The organism is Streptomyces sp. NPDC058371 (genome assembly GCF_042723265.1).
Lineage (GTDB): Bacteria > Actinomycetota > Actinomycetes > Streptomycetales > Streptomycetaceae > Streptomyces.
Window position 1 is genome coordinate 279,649 of sequence record NZ_JBHXJC010000008.1, and the last position, 19,792, is coordinate 299,440.

General features: G+C 72.1%; 14 protein-coding genes. 3 read left to right on the top strand and 11 right to left on the bottom strand.

Annotation, left to right across the window (positions count from 1 at the left end; translation table 11 throughout):
• Window positions 1–26: 26 nt before the first annotated feature.
• The 9 genes from ACFWM2_RS24315 to hrcA all read right to left on the bottom strand — a co-directional run bounded on the left by ACFWM2_RS24315 (window position 27) and on the right by hrcA (window position 10,021).
• Window positions 27–932, bottom strand: coding sequence for a ribonuclease Z (locus ACFWM2_RS24315; RefSeq protein ID WP_383283576.1), 906 nt, complete (start codon window positions 930–932; stop codon window positions 27–29).
• Between the two features lie 6 nt (window positions 933–938).
• The gene (locus ACFWM2_RS24320) at window positions 939–1,292 is read right to left on the bottom strand and encodes a histidine triad nucleotide-binding protein (RefSeq protein ID WP_383283579.1); all 354 of its coding nucleotides are present in this window, start codon (window positions 1,290–1,292) and stop codon (window positions 939–941) included.
• A 141-nt stretch (window positions 1,293–1,433) separates the two neighbouring features.
• Window positions 1,434–4,703: a S41 family peptidase gene (locus ACFWM2_RS24325; RefSeq protein ID WP_383283582.1), complete on the bottom strand. Its 3,270-nt coding sequence runs from the start codon at window positions 4,701–4,703 to the stop codon at window positions 1,434–1,436.
• Window positions 4,704–4,785: 82 nt separating this feature from the next.
• Complete coding sequence (locus ACFWM2_RS24330) at window positions 4,786–5,355, bottom strand: hypothetical protein (protein ID WP_383283585.1); 570 nt, start codon at window positions 5,353–5,355, stop codon at window positions 4,786–4,788.
• 96 nt (window positions 5,356–5,451) lie between these two features.
• Entirely contained in the window at window positions 5,452–5,844 is a 393-nt protein-coding gene (locus tag ACFWM2_RS24335; RefSeq protein WP_383283588.1) for a VOC family protein, read from the bottom strand.
• A gap of 24 nt (window positions 5,845–5,868) precedes the next feature.
• Window positions 5,869–6,618, bottom strand: a complete 750-nt coding sequence (locus tag ACFWM2_RS24340) for a 16S rRNA (uracil(1498)-N(3))-methyltransferase (protein ID WP_383283590.1) — start codon at window positions 6,616–6,618, stop codon at window positions 5,869–5,871.
• A complete protein-coding gene (locus ACFWM2_RS24345) occupies window positions 6,615–7,700 on the bottom strand; it encodes a nitronate monooxygenase (RefSeq protein WP_383283593.1) in 1,086 nt (361 codons plus the stop codon). Before ACFWM2_RS24345 ends, ACFWM2_RS24340 begins: the two co-directional genes overlap by 4 nt.
• Window positions 7,701–7,867: 167 nt before the next feature.
• Window positions 7,868–9,004: a molecular chaperone DnaJ gene (gene dnaJ, locus ACFWM2_RS24350; protein ID WP_383283596.1), complete on the bottom strand. Its 1,137-nt coding sequence runs from the start codon at window positions 9,002–9,004 to the stop codon at window positions 7,868–7,870.
• Window positions 9,005–10,021: a heat-inducible transcriptional repressor HrcA gene (hrcA, locus tag ACFWM2_RS24355; RefSeq protein WP_383283599.1), complete on the bottom strand. Its 1,017-nt coding sequence runs from the start codon at window positions 10,019–10,021 to the stop codon at window positions 9,005–9,007.
• Window positions 10,022–10,225: 204 nt separating this feature from the next.
• Between hrcA and ACFWM2_RS24360 the strand changes: the two genes are divergently transcribed.
• Window positions 10,226–10,966: an MBL fold metallo-hydrolase gene (locus tag ACFWM2_RS24360; RefSeq protein ID WP_383283602.1), complete on the top strand. Its 741-nt coding sequence runs from the start codon at window positions 10,226–10,228 to the stop codon at window positions 10,964–10,966.
• A gap of 45 nt (window positions 10,967–11,011) precedes the next feature.
• A complete protein-coding gene (locus ACFWM2_RS24365) occupies window positions 11,012–11,815 on the top strand; it encodes a DUF3097 domain-containing protein (protein WP_383283605.1) in 804 nt (267 codons plus the stop codon).
• A gap of 103 nt (window positions 11,816–11,918) precedes the next feature.
• Here the strand turns inward: ACFWM2_RS24365 and hemW are convergent, their stop codons facing one another.
• Window positions 11,919–13,151 (bottom strand): radical SAM family heme chaperone HemW, encoded by a 1,233-nt coding sequence (gene hemW, locus ACFWM2_RS24370; protein WP_383283608.1) that lies wholly within the window; start codon window positions 13,149–13,151, stop codon window positions 11,919–11,921.
• Between the two features lie 183 nt (window positions 13,152–13,334).
• The gene (locus tag ACFWM2_RS24375) at window positions 13,335–15,440 is read right to left on the bottom strand and encodes a SpoIIE family protein phosphatase (protein WP_383283611.1); all 2,106 of its coding nucleotides are present in this window, start codon (window positions 15,438–15,440) and stop codon (window positions 13,335–13,337) included.
• Window positions 15,441–15,623: 183 nt separating this feature from the next.
• Here ACFWM2_RS24375 and ACFWM2_RS24380 point away from each other — a divergent pair, with 183 nt between their 5' ends.
• Window positions 15,624–19,778, top strand: coding sequence for a HAMP domain-containing protein (locus ACFWM2_RS24380; protein WP_383283614.1), 4,155 nt, complete (start codon window positions 15,624–15,626; stop codon window positions 19,776–19,778).
• Window positions 19,779–19,792 lie beyond the last annotated feature (14 nt).

The following is a 19,792-nucleotide window of genomic DNA, read 5'->3' on the forward strand; positions in this document are numbered from 1 at the left end:
ACGTCCACCGGATACGCCCTGACCGCTCACCCCCGCTTCGGCAACGGCACCCGGATCAGATCGTGTGCCACGGTCAGCTCGCCCTCGAAGCCGGCCGCCCGGGCCTGCCGTTCGAACTCGTCCGGTTCGGAGTAGCGCTGGCTGAAGTGGGTGAGCACCAGGTGCCGTACTCCCGCGTCCTTCGCGACCCGCCCCGCCTGGCCGGCCGTGAGATGCCCGTGGTCGGTGGCGAGCCGCACATCCTCGTCGAGGAAGGTCGACTCGATGACGAGCATGTCGCAGCCCTCGGCGAGCGCGTACACGCCGTCGCACAGCCGGGTGTCCATGACGAAGGCGAACCGCTGCCCGCGCCGCGGCTCGCTGACGTCGTCGAGGCTTACGCCGCGCAGCGAGCCCTCCCGCTGGAGGCGCCCGACATCGGGTCCCTGGACGCCGTGCTCCGCGAGCAGCCGCGGCAGTATGCGCCGGCCGTCGGGCTCGACCAGCCGGTAGCCGTACGACTCGACGGGGTGGGAGAGCTGGCGGGCCTCCAGGGTGTACGCGTCGGTGGTGGCGAGCACTCCGTCGGCGTCGACCGGGGCCTCGGTGAGCGCGACGGTCTCGCGGTACGCCGTCGCGTACCGGAGGCGGTCGAAGAACCGCTGGCCGGAACGCGGATAGTGGGCGGTCACCTCGTGCGGCACCCGGTCGAGGTTGATGCGCTGGATCACCCCGGCGAGCCCGAGCGAGTGGTCGCCGTGGAAGTGCGTGACGCAGATCCGGTGCAGATCGTGCGCGGCGACCCCGGCGCGCAGCATCTGCCGCTGGGTGCCCTCCCCGGGATCGAAGAGGAGGCCCTGGCTGTCCCAGCGCAGCAGATAGCCGTTGTGGTTGCGGTGCCGGGTGGGGACCTGGCTGGCGGTGCCGAGGACCACCAATTCGCGTACGGACACGTCGGGTTACCCGGGCGGCCACTGAAGCCCGCGCCCGCCCAGGACGTGGGCGTGCGCGTGGAAGACGGTCTGTCCGGCACCGGCACCGGTGTTGAACACGATCCGGTAGCTGTCCAGTTTCTCGGCGCGGGCGATCTCGCCGGCCTCGCGCAGCACGTCCGCCGCGAGAGCGGGTTCGGCGGCGGCGAGGGCAGCCGCGTCGACGTGGTGGGCGCGGGGGATCACCAGCACATGGGTGGGCGCCTGCGGGTTGATGTCCCGGAAGGCGAAGGTGGTCTCCGTCTCGCGCACCACGGTCGCCGGGATCTGCCCCGCGATGATCTTGCAGAACAGGCAGTCGTCCTGCGGCTCTCCCGACATGCGTGTGCCTCCTCGCGCCCACTGATCACTGACGCCCGCATCGTATCCGCCCCCGCGTCGGCGCTCTCCACCCACGGGGCGCGGCCACCGGCGGGGACCCGCGGGATCACAGTTCGGCGGAGCGGGCGCGAACTCGCCCGGTCACAGCTCGGGCAGAGCCGGCGCGGCCTTCGCCGGGTTCTCGGTGAGGGCCGCCAGCGCGATCCGGATCGCCTCGTCCAGCTGGACGTCACGGCCGGCCGCGTGGTCCTGGGGGGTCGGGACGACCTCGACGTCGGGATCGACGCCGTGATTCTCGACGCCCCAGTCGTAACCCTCCAGCCAGATCGCGTACTTGGGCTGGGTGACGAGCGTGCCGTCGACGAGGCGGTAGCGGCTGTCGATGCCGACGACACCGCCCCAGGTCCGCGTCCCGACCACGGGACCGATGCCCAGCGCCTTGATCGCCGCGTTGACGATGTCGCCGTCCGAGCCGGAGAACTCGTTGGCGACGGCGACGACGGGTCCGCGCGGCGCGTCCTCCGGGTAGCTGTAGGGCCGCTGTCCGCGCGGCACGTCCCAGCCGACGATGCGGCGGGCGAGTTTCTCGATGACCAGCTGCGACGTATGCCCGCCGCGGTTCTCGCGGACGTCGACGACCAGTCCGTCGCGGGCCACCTCGACCCGCAGGTCGCGGTGGATCTGGGCCCAGCCGGGCGCCTGCATGTCCGGCACGTGCAGATAGCCGAGCCGCCCGGCGGACTTCTCGTGGACGTAGCCCCGCCGGTCCGCGACCCAGGCGTGGTACCGCAAGGGCTCCTCGTCGGCGATCGGGACGACCACCGCGTGCCGGTGATCGCCGCCGCCGGACGGGGAGATGGTGAGCTCCACCGGTCTGCCCGCCATGCCGACGAGCAGCGGCCCGGGGCCGGTCACCGGATCGACCGGCCGTCCGCCGACCGCGACGATCGCGTCACCGGCCCGCACCGCGACCCCGGGCGCGGCCAGCGGTGCCTGCGCGTCGGGGTCGGAGGTCTCCGAGGGCAGGATCCGGTCGATGCGCCAACTGCCGTCCTCGTGACGGGAGATGTCGGCCCCGAGCAGCCCCTGCGCCCGGTCGCCGCCGCGCCGTCCGCCGCGCGGGCTGACGTACGCGTGCGAGGTGCCGAGCTCGCCCTGCACCTCCCACAGCAGGTCCACCAGGTCGTCGTGGGTGGCGACCCGGTCCAGGACTGGCCGGTACCGGTCGAGCACTCCGTTCCAGTCGACCCCGCCCAGGTCGGGCCGCCAGAAGTTGTCCCGCATGAGGCGGCCCGTCTCCTCGTACATCTGCCGCCACTCGGCGGCCGGATCGACGGTCTGGTGCACCCGCGCCAGGTCGACGGTGATGTTGGAGTCGCTCTCGTCGTCGTTCGAGGCACGGCGGTCGCTGGGTACGACCTTGAGCTTGCCGTCGGTCCACAGCAGGACCCGCTTGCCGTCACCGCTGACCGCGAAGTGGTCGGCGTCCGCGGTGAGATGGTCGATGCGCCGCTGGGCGAGGTCGTAGCGCTCCAGCTCGCTGCGCGGGTCCGGGTCGTCCGGGGTGGCGCGGGAGGAGCCGAGCACTCCGCGGACCGGGTGCCGCAGCCACAGCACTCCGTCCTTGGCGGCCCGCAGCCCGGAGTAGCGGGCGGCCTCGACGGGGAACGGCACGATGCGGTCGCCGAGCCCGTCGAGGTCGATGCGGGTCGTCGGGGTGCCCTCGCTGTCGGGGGTCTCGTCCTTGTCGGGCGCCTCGAAGGGGCGGCCGTGGCGCTGCGGTCCGAAGGGCGAGGGCGTGGTCGCGGCCAGCGTGATCAGGTGCGGTCGCGAGCCGCCGACGAACGCGAGGTCGAAGACGTGCTCGTCGTAGACGGGGTCGAAGGAGCGCGCCGACAGGAACGCGAGGTGCTTGCCGTCCAGGGTGAACGCCGGTGCGTAGTCCCGGAAGCGCAGCGGTGTCGCCTCGGTCACCGACAGGTCGGCGGTGTTGGCGAGCTTGAGCTGGCGCAGCGGGCGCGGGCCGGGGTGCGACCAGGCGAGCCAGGCGGAGTCGGGCGAGAAGACGAGGCCGGAGACCTCGCCGTCCTCGCTGCGGTCGACCTCCCGCACCTCGCCCGTCTCCCGCTCGACGAGCAGGACGCGTCCGTCGTGCGCGGCGACGGCGGCGCGGCTGCCGTCGGGTGCCATGGCGAGTCCGAGGACGCGTCCCAGCTGTCCGGCGGCGAGCCGGCGCGGGGTCGCTCCGGGCGCGACGCCGGTGGCGGGCGCGAACTCCAGGGCGTCGTCGCCCTCGGCGTCGGTCACCCACACCACGTACTCCTCGCCGTCGGCGCGGAAGGTGCGGGGCAGCCGGGCGCGCACCCCGTGCTCGGCGGCGAGCGCGCGGGCCGGGCCGGAGCGGTGGGTGACCCAGTGGACGGCGCCGCGCACGGCGATCGCGCTGCCGCGGCCGGTGTGGTCGGGCGCGCCGGCGCCGAACCAGCGGGCCGCGCTGACGGGGTGCGGCTGGAGGTCGACACGCTGCCCGCCGAGCCGGATGTCGAGGCGGCGCGGCTCGGCGCCGTCCAGGTCGTCGAGCAGCCACAGTTCACCGGCGGAGGAGTACACGACCCGGGTGCCGTCGGTGGCCGCGTGCCGGGCGTAGAACCCGCCGCCGCTGCCCGCCCCGTCCCCGTCTCCGTCTCCGTCCACGACTCCCGTGTGCCGGCGCAGGTCGGACCCGTCGGCGAAGGAGGAGTAGAGCGCGCCGACGCCCTCGTGGTCGGACAGGAAGGCGACCCGCTCGCCCACCCAGAAGGGGTACTCGAGGTTCCCGTCCAGCTCCTCGTGCAGCCGTACGAACTCCCCCTCGCCGTCCCGGTCGATCCACAGCTTGCCCGCCGTGCCGCCGCGGTACCGCTTCCACCAGGCCGCCTCGCGGCCCATCGGAGCGGACAGCAGAAGGACCCCGGGACCGCCGAAGGCGACATCGCCGACGGGCCCGTACGGCAGGGTGGCCGCGGGTCCGCCGTCGAGCGGGACCGCATGGGCCCAGCTGCGGCGCAGCGAGGGCTGCCCGTGGGTGCTGAGGGCGAGGACGTGTCCGTCCGGGGTCCAGCCGCGCACCTGGGTGCGCGAACTGCCCCAGTACGTCAGCCGCTTGGCCGCTCCGCCGTCGAGCGGGGCGACCTGCACCTCGGGAGCGCCGTCCCGGGTGGAGGTCCAGGCGACGGCGGTGCCGTCCGGGGAGATGCGCGGATGGTTCACCGGTACGTTGTCGGCGCTGACCCGCCAGGCGCGGCCACCGCCGTCGAGCGGGGCGACCCAGACGTCGTCCTCGGCGGTGAAGGCGACCAGGTCGCCGTGCAGGTGCGGGAACCGGAGATACGCAGAGGGCGCCGTGGGCGCACCGGGTACGGACTGTGTCACCCGATCACCCTATGCAGCGACCGGACAACCGGTCAGCGGTTTCGATCACTTGACCCGCGGCGGCCCGGCACGGCCTGTGCACCTACTTGCCCTCGACGGGCCGGCAGGTGGGGTCGCCCTGGCACCAGATGGTCTCGGTCACGGTGACCGTCACGGTGGGGCGCGGCTGGCCGGGGGCGTAGGTGACGGGCGGGGTGTACGTGGGCGTACTCGCGGCGCTGCAGTTGCCCAGCACGTCCAGCCGGAACCACCGCTTGCCGCCGACCTCGGCGGTGAGGTCGCCGCGCACGCACTTGCCGTCGATCTCGCGGGTGACCTTCCCCTTGATGGTGATCTCCCGGCCGTCCTTGGTCTGCCCCTGGCAGTCCGCGTTCGCCACCGTGTGCGCGCTCGACGAGGGTGTCTTGCCGGGCGTGAACGCCTTGTTCCCGTCGCCGTAGTTCGCCGTGCAGCTCAGCCACTGCACGTCGGCGCCCCGGCGCTCCAGTTCCTTGGTCCCCGTCTGGTCCGTGGTGTACGCCACCGCGGCGGAACTCAGTCCGTCCCCCGGCTCGCACGCGACCGTGCCGAACACCCCGACCGCGCCCAGCGCGACCGCGGCGAGCACTCTCCTACGGCCCGGCGGGCGCCGTATACGCCTCAAAACCCCCATGGACGGCAGCGTGCCACCGCACCGGGCCGGGCGGTAGACCGCATGCGGCCACTCCCCGGCACGGGTGACACCCCGCTGCGCTGTTCGAGGCCGGCGTCAGCTGAGCAGCAGAAGCCATTCCTGGAGTTCGACCAGGTTGCCCTCGGGGTCCTTGAGGTGGGCGACGCGCATGCGCTCGGTCATGGGGGCCGGGCCGTGGATGAGGGTCCCGCCGCGGGCGGTGACGGCGGCGCAGTAGGTGTCCAGGTCGTCGACGCGCAGCACGACGAGGGAACGGTGGCCCGTCGCCGAATCGCCCAGTTCACCGAGGACTTCGGCCATCATGGCGCGGTCCTGGAGGGCGATGCCGGCCGAGCCGGTGATGGGGCTGAACTTCTCGTACGGTCCCTCTGTCGCGCCCGACTGGGGCTTGAGGTCGAGGACTTCGGCGTAGAAGCGGTAGCAGGCGGCGAAGTCCGAGACCAGCAGCCGTACTTGTGCGAGTTCCACCAGTCCCCCATGGAGTCGGTTCGGTCAGGACCAGCGGCCGGTGCGGCCCAGCAGCAGCGCCGCGGCCGCGGTACCGGCAGTCGATGTACGCAGCACGCTACGCCCCAGCCGGTACGCCTTCGCGCCCGCCTCGGAGAACAGCGCCAGCTCCTCGGGGGAAACGCCCCCTTCGGGGCCGACGACCAGCACGATCTCCCCGGAGGCGGGGAGATCCGCGGTGGCGAGCGCCGTGCTGCCGTACTCCCGGTCCTCGTGGAGCACCGCGGCCAGGTCGGCTTTGGCGAGAAGTGCGGCAACCTGCTTGCTGGTCATCGCGTCCGCGATCTCCGGGAAGCGGACCCGGCGGGACTGTTTGCCGGCCTCCCGGGCCGTGGCCCGCCACTTGGCGAGGGCCTTCGGACCCCGGTCGCCCTTCCACTGCGTGATGCAGCGGGCGGCGGCCCAGGGCACGATCGCGTCCACGCCGGTCTCCGTCATGGTCTCGACGGCGAGTTCACCGCGGTCGCCCTTGGGAAGGGCCTGGACGACGGTGATCCGGGGTGCCTCGGGCGGTTCCTCGGCAACCGAGTCCAGCTGGACGATCAACCGGTCCTTGCCCTCGGTGTCCGTGACGACGCACTCCGCCCAGCGGCCGGCCCCGTCCGTGAGGACGACGTCCTCGCCGGGCCGCAGCCGCTTCACGGAGACGGCGTGCCGTCCTTCGGCGCCGTCGAGCACATAGCGTCCGCCGTCGTCCGCGCGGAAGTGCTCGACCACGAACACCGGCGCCGTCATCGGGCCGCACCGTCCGCCGGGAACGACGACAACGCTGTCTTCGCCGCTTCGAGTTCGGCCGCCAGCACCTCGACCAGCTGCCCGGCGGGCAGTTCGCGGGCCATGCGGTGTCCCTGGCCGGCCCACAGCGCCATGCCCTGCGGGTCGCCGGCCTTGGCCGCGGCCTTGCGCAGCGGGGAGGTGAGGTGGTGGATCTCGGGGTACGCGGCGGGCGCGTACGGGCCGTGCTCGCGCAGGAAGCGGTTGACCAGGCCGCGGGCCGGACGCCCGGAGAACGCCCGCGTCAGCTCCGTACGGACGAAGAGCGGGTTGGTCAGCGCCTCCTTGTGCACGGCGTGGGCGCCCGACTCGTGGGTGGCGAGGAACGCCGTGCCGAGCTGGGCCGCGGTCGCGCCCGCGGCGAGCACCGCGGCGATCTGGCTGCCGCGCATGATGCCGCCGGCCGCCACGATCGGGAGGTGCACGCTCTCGCGGACCTGGGCGACCAGGGAGAGCAGCCCGATGCCGGCACCGTCCGCCTCCGGGATGTCGCGGTGGGTGCCCTGGTGGCCGCCCGCCTCCACGCCCTGCACGAGCACCGCGTCGGCGCCCGCCCGCTGGACGGCCAGCGCCTCGTCGACCGTGGTCGCGGTGACCACGGTCCGGGTACCGCCCCGGGACAACGCCTGAAGGACCTCGGGGGCCGGGCAGCCGAAGTGGAAGGAGACCACCGGCACCGGGTTGTCGAGGAGTACGGCGAGCTTGGCTTCGTAGCCGTCGTCGCGTCCGCTGTCCGGGTCGCCGAGCTCGGTGCCGTACCAGGCGGCCTCACCGGCGAGCTGATGGGCGTACACGTCCACGGCCGCGGGGTCCGCGTACTCCGGCTGCGGCATGAAGAGGTTCACGCCGAAGGGACGGCCGGTGAGCCCGCGCAGCTGCTTGATCTCCTGGTACACGCCGTCGGCCGTCTTGTACCCGCCGGCAAGGAATCCGAGCCCGCCCGCCTCGGAGACGGCAGCGGCCAGCCGCGGCACGGATACACCGCCCGCCATGGGGGCCTGCACGATCGGATACCGGAAGAGATCGGTCAGCGCGGAGGACATGACGGCATGTTGTCACGTCCTCCGAACAAGTCCGAATCCGGCCGCTCACGGGCCTGGACGGCCGGATTGGGGTGGCGGTACCAGCCCGTCCGGCGCTTGCGGACGAGGCCGTTCAGACCGAACGGGGGTCTGGGGGCAGCGCCCCCAGACCCACGGGCTGGCGGCGCTCAGCGCCCGTTGAACGCATCCTTCAGTCGAGAAAAGAGTCCCTGCTGCCCAGGCTGAAACTGGCCCGTGGGGCGCTCCTCGCCGCGCAGGACCGCGAGCTCCCGAAGCAGCCGCTCCTGCTCAGGGTCGAGTTTCGTCGGGGTGGTGACCTCGACGTGGACGATGAGGTCACCGCGGCCGCCGCCGCGCAGATGCGTGATTCCGCGGGCATGCAGCGGGATCGACTGACCGGACTGTGTGCCCGGGCGGATGTCGACCTCCTCCAGGCCGTCGAGGGTCTCCAGCGGCACCTTCGTGCCGAGGGAGGCCGCGGTCATCGGGATCGTGACCGTGCAGTGCAGATCGTCGCCGCGACGCTGGAAGGTCGAGTGCGGCAGCTCGTGGATCTCGACGTAGAGGTCGCCGGCGGGGCCGCCGCCGGGGCCGACCTCGCCCTCGCCCGCGAGCTGGATCCGCGTGCCGTTGTCTACGCCGGCCGGGATCTTCACGGTCAGGGTCCGCCGGGAGCGCACCCGCCCGTCGCCCGCGCACTCCGGGCACGGCGTCGGCACCACCGTGCCGAAGCCCTGGCACTGGGGGCAGGGGCGGGACGTCATGACCTGGCCGAGGAAGGACCGCGTCACCTGGGACACCTCACCGCGACCGCGGCACATGTCACAGGTCTGCGCGGAGGTCCCCGGCGCTGCGCCCTCACCGCTACAGGTGGTGCACACCACGGCCGTGTCGACCTGGATGTCCTTGGTCGTACCGAAGGCGGCCTCGTCGAGGTCGATCTCCAGCCGGATCATGGCGTCCTGGCCGCGGCGCGTGCGCGACCGCGGGCCGCGCTGCGACGCCGTGCCGAAGAACGCGTCCATGATGTCCGAGAAGTTCCCGAACCCGCCGGCGCCGAAGCCGCCCGCACCCGCGCCGCCGCTCTGCGAGAGCGGGTCGCCGCCGAGGTCGTAGACCTGCTTCTTCTGCGGGTCCGACAACACCTCGTAGGCGGCGTTGATCTCCTTGAAGCGCTCCTGCGTCTTCGGATCGGGATTGACGTCCGGATGCAGCTCGCGAGCGAGCCTCCGGAACGCCTTCTTGATCTCGTCCTGGGAAGCGTCGCGGCGCACGCCGAGTACGGCGTAGTAGTCCGTGGCCACTTACGACTCCGCCAGGATCTGTCCGACGTACCGTGCCACTGCGCGTACCGCTCCCATCGTTCCCGGGTAATCCATGCGGGTCGGACCGACCACGCCAAGTTTTGCTACTGCTTCGACGCCCGAACCGTAGCCGACCGAGACCACGGACGTGGAGTTGAGGCCCTCGTGGACGTTCTCGTGACCGATCCGTACGGTCATGCCCGAATCCGTCGACTCCCCAAGCAACTTGAGGAGCACGACCTGCTCCTCAAGGGCCTCCAGCACCGGCCGGATGGTGAGGGGAAAGTCATGTCCGAAGCGGGTGAGATTGGCGGTCCCGCCGATCATCAGCCGCTCCTCGTTCTCCTCGACGAGTGCCTCCAGCAGAGTGGAGAGCACCGTCGCGACCGTACCTCGGTCCTCGGTCTCGAAGGCATCCGGCAGATCTTGCACCAGTTGCGGCACATCCGCGAAACGACGGCCCGCGACCCGGCTGTTGAGCCGCGCGCGCAGATCCGCCAGTGACGTCTCGCCGAAGGGCGCCGGGCAGTCGATCATCCGCTGCTCGACCCGGCCGGTGTCCGTGATGAGCACGAGCATCACGCGCGCGGGGGCGAGCGAGAGCAGCTCCACGTGCCGCACGGTCGAGCGGGTCAGCGAGGGGTACTGGACGACGGCGACCTGCCGGGTCAGCTGCGCGAGCAGCCGTACCGTGCGGCCCACCACGTCGTCCAGGTCGACGGCCCCGTCGAGGAAGTTCTGGATGGCGCGGCGCTCGGGCGCCGTCATCGGCTTGACGCCGGCCAGCTTGTCGACGAACAGCCGGTAGCCCTTGTCGGTGGGGATGCGCCCGGCGCTGGTGTGCGGCTGCGCGATGTACCCCTCGTCCTCCAGGGCCGCCATGTCGTTGCGGACGGTGGCCGGGGAGACGCCCAGGCGGTGCCGCTCGGTCAGCGCCTTGGAGCCGACCGGCTCCTCGGTCCCGACGTAGTCCTGGACGATGGCGCGCAGCACTTCCAGCCTGCGTTCGCTGAGCATCGCGCACACCTCCTGAAGTCGGCACCGTGGTCTTCGCTGACCTTCGTCCTGGCACTCAGCGCGTGCGAGTGCCAGCGTTCCCCGAGCCAGTGTACGGCGGGGAGGTACGGCCCCGGCAAGGGCGGCCCCAGGACACCGCGCCGGGTGTACGGACGTGTCCTGCGATGTCGTGCCGTCGTAGTGCCCCGCGGCTAGCGTCATCGTATGAAGCTGACTTGGGAAGAGCTGGGATGGGAGGAACTCGCACCCCGCGTGGGGCGGCGGCGCCTTCCGGTCTGGGACTGCACCACCGGGCTCGTGGTGGGCGAGGGCGCGGCGCTCATGATCGACGCCGGGTCGAGCCGGGCCGAGGGCGCGCGGTTGCGTGCCGCGGCGCAACGGATCCTCGGCACCCGGTGCCGTGTGACCCATCTCGCGCTCACGCATCCCCACTTCGACCATGTCTTCGGCGCGAGCGCCTTCGCCGAGGTGGAGGTGTTCGGCGCGGTGGGCGTGGACGCCGCCCTCACCTCCGCGTCGGGCCGCGAGGAGCTCCGGGCGGACGCCGTGCGCAACGGTCTCGACCCGGACGAGGCCGCCGAGGCCGCGCGGCTGCTCGCCCGCCCGGACTACTCCGTGTCCGGCGAGTGGACCCTGGACCTGGGCGGCGGCGTACAGGTCCTGCTGGCGAATGTGGGCCCCGGCCACACGCGTCACGACCTGGTGGTGCTGGTGCCGGGCGTCGACTGTCCGGAAATCGTCTTCTGCGGCGACCTGGTGGAGGAGTCCGGCGAGCCGCAGGCCGGACCGGACGCCGTTCCCGCCCGCTGGCCCGCGGCCCTGGACCGGCTGCTGGATCTGGGCGGCGAGGACGCGGTGTACGTACCGGGGCACGGGGACGCGGTGAATGCGGCGTTTGTCCGGGCCCAGCGGGACGCGCTGGCGACGCGCTTCGGCGTGTCGTAGAAGGCCGTACGGCGCCGCGGTCCGCCTTCTCCTATCGTCATCCGAATGCGCCAGTACTCTCCGGATCTCACGCCGCCGTGGAAGAAGCCCAAGCCCGTGCCCGAGGTCCCGGCGGAGCCCGGGCTGGTGGTCGAGGAGCCCGGCACCGGCTTCTGCGGCGCGGTGATCCGCTGCGAGGCGGGCACGGTGACGCTGGAGGACCGCTTCGGCAAGCACCGGGTGTTCCCGCTGGAGCCGCGCGGCTTCCTCCTGGAGGGCAGGGTGGTCACCCTCGTCCGCCCGTCCGCCGCTCCGGCACGTCCCTCCCGTACGGCCTCCGGTTCGGTCGCCGTGCCCGGTGCGCGCGCCCGCGTGGCCCGGGCCGGGCGCATCTACGTGGAGGGCCGGCACGACGCCGAGCTCGTCGAGCGGGTCTGGGGCGACGACCTGCGCATCGAGGGCGTCGTCGTCGAGTACCTGGAGGGCATCGACGACCTGCCCTCGATCGTCACCGACTTCGCGCCCGGTCCCGATGCCCGGCTCGGCGTCCTCGTCGACCATCTCGTCCCCGGTTCGAAGGAGTCCCGTATCGCGGAGGCCGTCACCAGCGAGCACGCGCTCGTCGTCGGTCACCCGTACATCGACATCTGGGAAGCGGTGAAGCCGTCCTCCGTCGGCATCCCCTCCTGGCCCCGCGTTCCCCGCGGCCAGGACTGGAAGACCGGCGTGTGCCGCGCCCTCGGCTGGCCGGAGAACACCGGCGCGGCCTGGCAGCACATCCTGTCCCGCGTCCACTCCTACAAGGATCTGGAGCCGGAGCTCCTGGGCCGCGTCGAGGAACTCATCGACTTCGTCACGGCCCCGGAGTAGGTGGGGCTGGATCCGGCCCCACCCGGCGTTTGAGGACGAGCGCGTCGGCGCGAAAGGGCCCCCGGGTACGGGACGGGCAGGGGCGGCGGGGCGGGAGAACCCCTCAGTCCACCAGGTCGCGGACCACCGCGTCCGCGAGCAACCGCCCGCGCAGGGTGAGGACGGCAAGCCCGGCCTCGTAGGGGCCGGGCTCGAGGAGCCCGTCGGACAGCGCCCGCCGGGACGCCGCCAGCCCGTCCGGGCGGAGCAGCGCCAAGGGACACCCCTCCCGAAGCCGCAGCTCCAGAAGGATCCGCTCCACCCGCCGGTCCTCCTCGGAGAGGACCTCGCGCCCTGCCCCGGGAGACCTCCCGGCAGCCAGCGTCCCGGCATACGCCCCGGGATGCTTCACGTTCCACCACCGCACCCCGCCCACATGGCTGTGGGCCCCGGGCCCGGCCCCCCACCAGTCGGCACCGCGCCAGTACAGCTCGTTGTGGAGGCAGCGCCCGGCGTCGGACGTGGCCCAGTTGGACACCTCGTACCAGTCGAAGCCCGCCGCGGAGAGCACCTCGTCGGCGATGAGATAGCGGTCCGCGTGGACGTCGTCGTCCGTCATCGGGACCTCACCGCGGCGGATGCGCCGGGCGAGCTGGGTGCCCTCCTCCACGATCAGGGCGTAGGCCGAGACGTGGTCGGGACCGGCGCCGAGCGCGGCTTCCAGCGAGGCGCGCCAGTCGTCGTCGGACTCACCCGGGGTGCCGTAGATGAGGTCCAGGTTCACGTGGTCGAAGCCGGCCGCGCGGGCCTCGGCCACACAGGCCTCGGGGCGGCCGGGGGTGTGCGTGCGGTCGAGGACCTTGAGCACGTGCTGCCGGGCGCTCTGCATGCCGAAGGAGATCCGGTTGAAGCCCCCGGCACGGAGGGTCGCCAGATACGCCGGGTCGACGGACTCCGGATTCGCCTCCGTGGTGATCTCCGCGTCGTCCGCGAGCCCGAACTCCTCCCGGACCGCGGCCAGCATCCGTACGAGATCGTCGGCCGCCAGCAGTGTGGGCGTACCGCCGCCGACGAAGACCGTGCGGACGGGGCGCGGGTCGTCGCCGAGCACCTTGCGGGCCAGGCGGACCTCGTCGATCAGGGTCGACGCGTAGTTGTCGCGGGAGGCGAGCACACCTCCGGTGCCCCGCAGCTCGGTGGCCGTGTAGGTGTTGAAGTCGCAGTAGCCGCAGCGGGTCGCGCAGTACGGCACGTGGAGGTAGAACCCGAGGGGGCGCTCGGCGGCTCCGGCCAGGGCCTGCGCGGGCAACGCGCCGTCGTCGGGGACGGGCTCACCGTCGGGGAGTGCGGAAGGCATGCCTTCCATTGTCCAGCACCGGCGCACATCCCCGTCCCGGCCTCGGGAACCCGCTCCCCCTCCGCCCTTCCCCCGCCCCCGCCCCTGCCCCTGCCCCTGCCCCTGCCCCTGCCCCTGCCCCTGCCCCTGCCACGGAACCCCCTCTCCCCTCCGCTGCACCGCTCCGGCTCGTGCCGCTGCTGTTCATTCCGCCTGGAGCACCAGCAGCGCCAGATCGTCGTCCGGCGGTTTGCCGCCGAACTCGTGCACCAGCCGCCGGATGCGCTCCGCGATCAGCTCGGCGCCCATCCCGGCGCAGCCGGCGAGGGCCGTCGCGAGGCCGTCCCCGTCGTCGAACTGGCGGGGGCCGTCGCGCCGCTCGGTGACCCCGTCGGTGACACAGAGCAGGCTGTCACCGGGATGCAGCTCGAAGTCCTCGGAGGTGTACGTCGCGTCCTCCACGACCCCGAGGAGGGTCTGCGGGCGGGCCACCTCCCGCACGCCGCCGTCGGGCCCCAGGAGCAGCGGCAACGGGTGCCCGGCGGAGGCCAGCGTGCAGCGCACTCCGCCGTCGAAGGGCACCAGCTCGCCGTAGAGCATGGACAGGAAGCGGGTCTGCGGGCCCTCGGGGTCGGCGAGGCCCGGTCCGCCGGCCGCGACCAGCGCGCGGGCTGCCGCGTCCGCCGCCTCCGTCGCGTCGTCGAGCAGCAGCTGGTTGAGGCGGTCGAGGACGTCCGCGACCTGGTAGCCCTCGCGGGCCAGCAGCCGTACCCAGGGGCGGGCGAGCCCGATGACGACGGCGGCCTCGGGTCCCTTGCCCTGAACGTCGCCGACCGCGAAGCACCAGCGCCCGTCGCCCGCCGGGAACAGGTCGTAGAAGTCGCCGCTGGGTCCGCCCTTGTCGCACGGCTCGTACACGAGCGCGCTGCGCACCTTGGGGATCTCGGCGACGGCTCCGGGCAGCAGGCCGCGCTGGAGGACCCGGCTGATGGTGGCCTGGCGCGCGTACTGGCGGGCCGCGCCGATGGCGAGGGCCACCCGCCGGCTGAGGTCCTCGACGAGCCCGCTGACCTCGTCCGAGAAGGCGGGCAGTCCGGCCCGTCCGATGACCAGGGTGCCCAGCGGCCGCCCGCCGGCGATCAGCCGGTACGCGAGGGCCGCCCCGCTCGCCGCGTGCGCGCCCAGTGCCTCCCCGGGCCAGGGCACGGGTACGGCCCGGGAGCGCACCGAGTCGGACAGCCGCGGCGGGTCCTTCTCCAGGGCTCGGCGCAGCTCCTCGATGCGGTTCTCGCTGCCGTGCCAGACGCGGGCGAGGCGTGGTCCCGCGCCGCTGCCCGCCCGCTCGGACCCGCGCCAGCCGGTGATCTCGTCCTCCAGCCAGACCGCACACCAGTCGGCGATCCGGGGGACGAGGAGCTGACCGGCGAGCGCGGCGACCAGGTCCTCGTCGAGCTGTCCGGCGAGCAGGTCGGAGGCCTCGGCGAGGAAGGAGAGGGCACCGCGGCCCACCCAGTCGTGATCCTGCGGGAGGCTCCGCCGCGGTTCGGGGGCGAACAGGTCGGCGACCGTGGCGCCGTGCTCGAGGACGGGCTCACCGGTGTACGTCTCGGTCGTCGGCTCGGCGGCCGCGGCCCCGCCGACGGGCAGCCGCGCCCATACGGTCTTGACGCCGGGGCGGTACGTGACGCCCCACTCGGCGGAGAGCGCGGAGACGAGTCGCAGTCCGCGCCCGTACTCCGGGGTGCCGTAAGGGTGTTCGGTGCCGCCCTCGCGCACGGCACGGGAGGGGTGGTGGTCGGAGACCTCCACGACGAGACCGGCCGGCGGGTCCGCGCCGGCGGACGGATCCGCCGCGGGACCGGTGGGGGCGATCACGCCGGGACCGGTGGAGGCGGTCACTCCAGGGCCGGTCGATGCGGTCGCTCCGGCGCCGTTCGGCACGTCCGCCCCGAGGCGCGCCGGCTCCCCACCGTCCGCGGTGGCGCTCATGGAGCCGTCCCCGTTGAGGCTGATGGAGCCGTCCCCGGCGAGGCTCATGGGACCGTCCCCGGCGGCGACCGCCGGTTCCGCTCCGGAGTGGTCCGCGCCGGCGTGGTCCATACGGCACAGCAGCTCGATGTCCGTGCCGGCGTGCACGACGGCGTTGGTGACCAGCTCGCTGACGATCACCTCGGCGTCGTCGGCGAGCCGGTCGCTGAGGAACGCGGCGCCGGGCAGCTCGCGGTCGGTCCAGTCCGCGAGCGCGGCACGCACGAATCGGCGGGCGGCGCCGGGTGCCAGAGAGCTGCCGGGCAGCCTCGTCCGGGCCACCGGTCGCCGCCCCGCACCCTGGCGGGTGGGCGCACCGCAAGCACGCGACACGGTCTCCCGTTGCGTCGGTATGGCCCCCACTTGCCACTCCCTGAGCAGTTCGGACGAATAGGCCTCGGTCAGTCCGGACAGGGTGACAGACTGGCCGCGCCCATAAGCGCCGAGTTACCGAAGTGGGCCGCCATGAGTGAGAACAGTGCTACGCATGTGCTCGAAGACGGACAGATTCGAGCATCGGATCTGCGTCCGCTGCTCGCCGCGATGACCGCCGCGCGGGACGGAAACTTCACCAGGCTGCCCGAGACATCCGACGGATTGGTGGCCGAGCTGGGCACGGTCTTCAACCAGATCATGGACCGCAATCTGCACTTCACCTCGGAAGTGCAGCGGGTCCGGCGGGAGTTGGTCCGGTACGGCCGGCTGGACGAGCGACTTTCGGCCAGTCCGGGCCAGGGGCACTGGACCTCTCGCGTCAATGACGTCAACCAACTGCTCGACGCCCTGGTGGCACCGGCGGCGAACGCGACGCGCGTGCTGGACGCGGTGGCCGGCGGCGACCTCACCCAGCGGGTCGACCTGCACGACGGCAACCGTCAACTCCGGGGTGACTTACGCCGGTTGGGCAGAGCCGTGAACAAGATGGTCGACCAGCTGTCGCTGTTCACCGGTGAGGTGACCCGGGTCGCGCGCGAGGTGGGCACGGAGGGGCGGCTCGGCGGGCGCGCCAAGGTGACCGGCCTGTCGGGCAGTTGGCGGGACGTGACGGAGGCGGTCAACACGATGGCCTCCCGGCTGACGGCGCAGGTGCGGGACATCGCCCTGGTGACCACGGCGGTGGCGCGCGGCGACCTGACCCGCACGGTGACCGTCGAGGCGACCGGTGAGCTGCTCGAACTGAAGCTCACCGTGAACACGATGGTCGACCAGCTCTCCGCCTTCGCCGACGAGGTCACCCGCGTCGCGCGCGAGGTGGGCACGGAGGGGCAGTTGGGCGGCCGGGCCCAGGTGCGGGGTGTCTCCGGGGTCTGGAAGGACCTCACCGACAACGTCAACTTCATGGCCTCGAACCTGACCTCACAGGTCCGCAACATCGCGCAGGTGACCACCGCCGTGGCCAACGGCGATCTGAGCCAGAAGATCACGGTCGACGCGAAGGGCGAGATCCTCGAACTGAAGTCGACCATCAACACCATGGTCGACCAGCTCTCCGCCTTCGCCGACGAGGTCACCCGCGTCGCCCGCGAGGTCGGCACCGAGGGCAACCTCGGCGGCCGGGCCCAGGTGCGGGGCGTGTCGGGCGTCTGGAAGGACCTCACCGACAACGTCAACTTCATGGCGGACAACCTGACTTCACAGGTGCGGAACATCGCCCTGGTGTCCACGGCCGTGGCCCAGGGCGACCTCGGCAAGAAGATCACCGTCGAGGCGAAGGGCGAGATCCTGGAGCTCAAGTCGACCATCAACACCATGGTCGACCAGCTCTCCGCCTTCGCCGACGAGGTCACCCGCGTCGCCCGCGAGGTCGGCACGGAAGGAAACCTCGGCGGCCAGGCCCAGGTGCGGGGCGTGTCGGGCGTCTGGAAGGACCTCACCGACAACGTCAACTTCATGGCCCTGAACCTGACTTCGCAGGTGCGCAACATCGCGCAGGTGACGACGGCCGTGGCCAACGGCGACCTCTCCAAGAAGATCACCGTCGACGCCCGTGGCGAGATCCTGGAGCTGAAGGACACCGTCAACACGATGGTGGAGCAGCTGCGCGCCTTCGCCGACGAGGTCACCCGGGTGGCCCGCGAGGTCGGCACCGACGGCCGGCTCGGCGGCCGGGCGCAGGTGCTCGGCGTCTCCGGCGTCTGGCGCGACCTCACCGACAACGTGAACTACATGGCCGACAACCTGACCTCCCAGGTGCGCAACATCGCCCAGGTCGCCACCGCCGTGGCCCAGGGCGACCTCTCCAAGAAGATCGACGTGGACGCGCGCGGCGAGATCCTGGAGCTCAAGACCACCATCAACACCATGGTGGACACCCTGTCGTCCTTCTCCTCGGAGGTCACCCGGGTGGCCCGCGAGGTGGGATCCGAGGGCCAACTCGGCGGCCAGGCACGGGTGGAGGGCGTGTACGGCACGTGGAAGCGCCTGACGACGAACGTGAACGAGCTGGCCTCCAACCTCACCACCCAGGTCCGCGCCATCGCCGAGGTGGCGTCCGCGGTGGCCCAGGGCGACATGTCCCGCGCCATCACGGTGGAGACCAAGGGCGAGGTCGCCGAGCTGAAGGACAACATCAACCTGATGGTGGCCAACCTCCGCGAGACGACCCGCGCGAAGGACTGGCTGGAGTCGAACCTCGCGCGGCTGGCCGCGCTGATGCAGGGCCACCGCGACCTGATGGAGGTCGCCGACCTGATCCTGCGCGAGCTGACGCCGCTGGTGAACGCGCAGTACGGCGCCTTCTTCCTGGCCGACCCGGAGGAGGACGAGGCGTCGCTCCGTACGGCCGTACCGGCCAAGGGACTTGCCTTCATCGCGGGGTACGGATCGGCGCAGGGCGCCACGGTGGACACGGGCGGTATGCCGGTCCACGGGCTGGTGCGGCAGGCGGCCCGCGAGAAGAAGCGGATCCTGGTCGAGGAGGCGCCGCCGGACTACATCAAGATCAACAGCGGTCTCGGGGAGGCCGCGCCCGCCAGTGTCGTCATCATCCCGATCCTCTTCGAGGACAAGCTGCTCGGGGTCATCGAGCTCGCCTCGTTCTCCCGCTTCTCCGACGTCCACCTGGCCTTCTTCGACCAGTTCGTGAACACCATCGGCGTCGCGATCAACACCATCATCGCCAACTCCCGTACCGAGTCCCTCCTCGGCGAGTCGCAGCGGCTGGCCATCCAGCTCCAGGACCGCTCCGACGAACTCCAGTCCCAGCAGGCCGAGTTGCAGCGCTCGAACGCGGAACTGGAGGAGAAGGCGGCCCTGCTGGCGACCAGCTCCCAATACAAGTCCGAGTTCCTGGCGAACATGTCGCACGAACTGCGGACCCCGCTGAACTCCCTGCTCATCCTGGCCCGGCTGCTCTCCGACAACCCGGACGGCCGTCTCTCCGACCAGGAGGTGCAGTTCGCGACCACCATCCACCGCTCGGGCTCCGACCTCCTCCAGCTGATCAACGACATCCTCGACCTCTCGAAGATCGAGGCCGGCCGGATGGACGTACGTCCGAAGAGGCTGCCGCTGATCAAGCTGCTCGACTACGTCCACGCGACCTTCCGTCCGCTCACCATCGACCGGGGGCTCGCCTTCGAGGTGGCGGTCGGCGAGGACGTACCGCGGGAGATGTACTCGGACGAGCAGCGGCTCCAGCAGATCCTGCGCAACCTGCTCTCCAACGCGATCAAGTTCACCGCGAACGGCCGGGTCGAGCTGCGCGTCAACCGTCTCAAGGACCCGGAGCACCGCTTCACCCGGGAGAACAGCGACGACGTCGTCGCCTTCAAGGTCTCCGACACCGGCATCGGCATCGCCCCGGAGAAACTCCCGGTGATCTTCGAGGCGTTCCAGCAGGCCGACGGCACCACCAACCGCAAGTACGGCGGCACGGGACTCGGCCTGTCCATCAGCCGGGAGATCGCCGGGCTGCTCGGCGGCCGCATCGTCGCCGAGAGCTCCCCCGGCAAGGGCTCCACCTTCACCCTGTACGTCCCGGTCGTCAGCCCGGGCCACCCGGCGACCGGGCCCGTGGCCGAGGACCGTTCGCTGCCCGTGCCCGAGCAGCTGTCCACCGATCCCTACACCGCCCACGACACGGACGACTCCTGGCCCACGCCCACCAAGCTGGAGGCCTGGAAGTCGGGACGGGCGGGCCAGGTGCTGCCGGGCCGGCGGGTGCTGATCGTGGACGACGACATCCGCAACGTATTCGCGCTCACCCACGTACTGGGCCGGGTCGGCATGCCCGTCCTGTACGCGGAGAACGGCCGCGAGGGCATCGAGACCCTGGAGCGCAACCCCGACGTCGAACTCGTCCTGATGGACATCATGATGCCGGAGATGGACGGCTACGAAACGATCTCCGCCATCCGTCGCACCCCCCGCTGGACAGGTCTGCCCATCGTCGCGCTCACCGCGAAGGCGATGCCGGGCGACCGCGAGAAGTCCATCGCACGCGGTGCCAACGACTACGTACCCAAGCCGGTGGACGTCGATCAGCTGCTGACCGTCGTCTGCGCGCTCCTGGACCCGGTGAGCCCGGACAGCGGCGGTGAGCAGGGCGTCTCCGCCGAGTCCGGCATCCCGCGACCGGGCGTCACCGAGGAGCCCGCCGTCCCGCCGCTGACCGAGTAGAGGCAAACGTCACC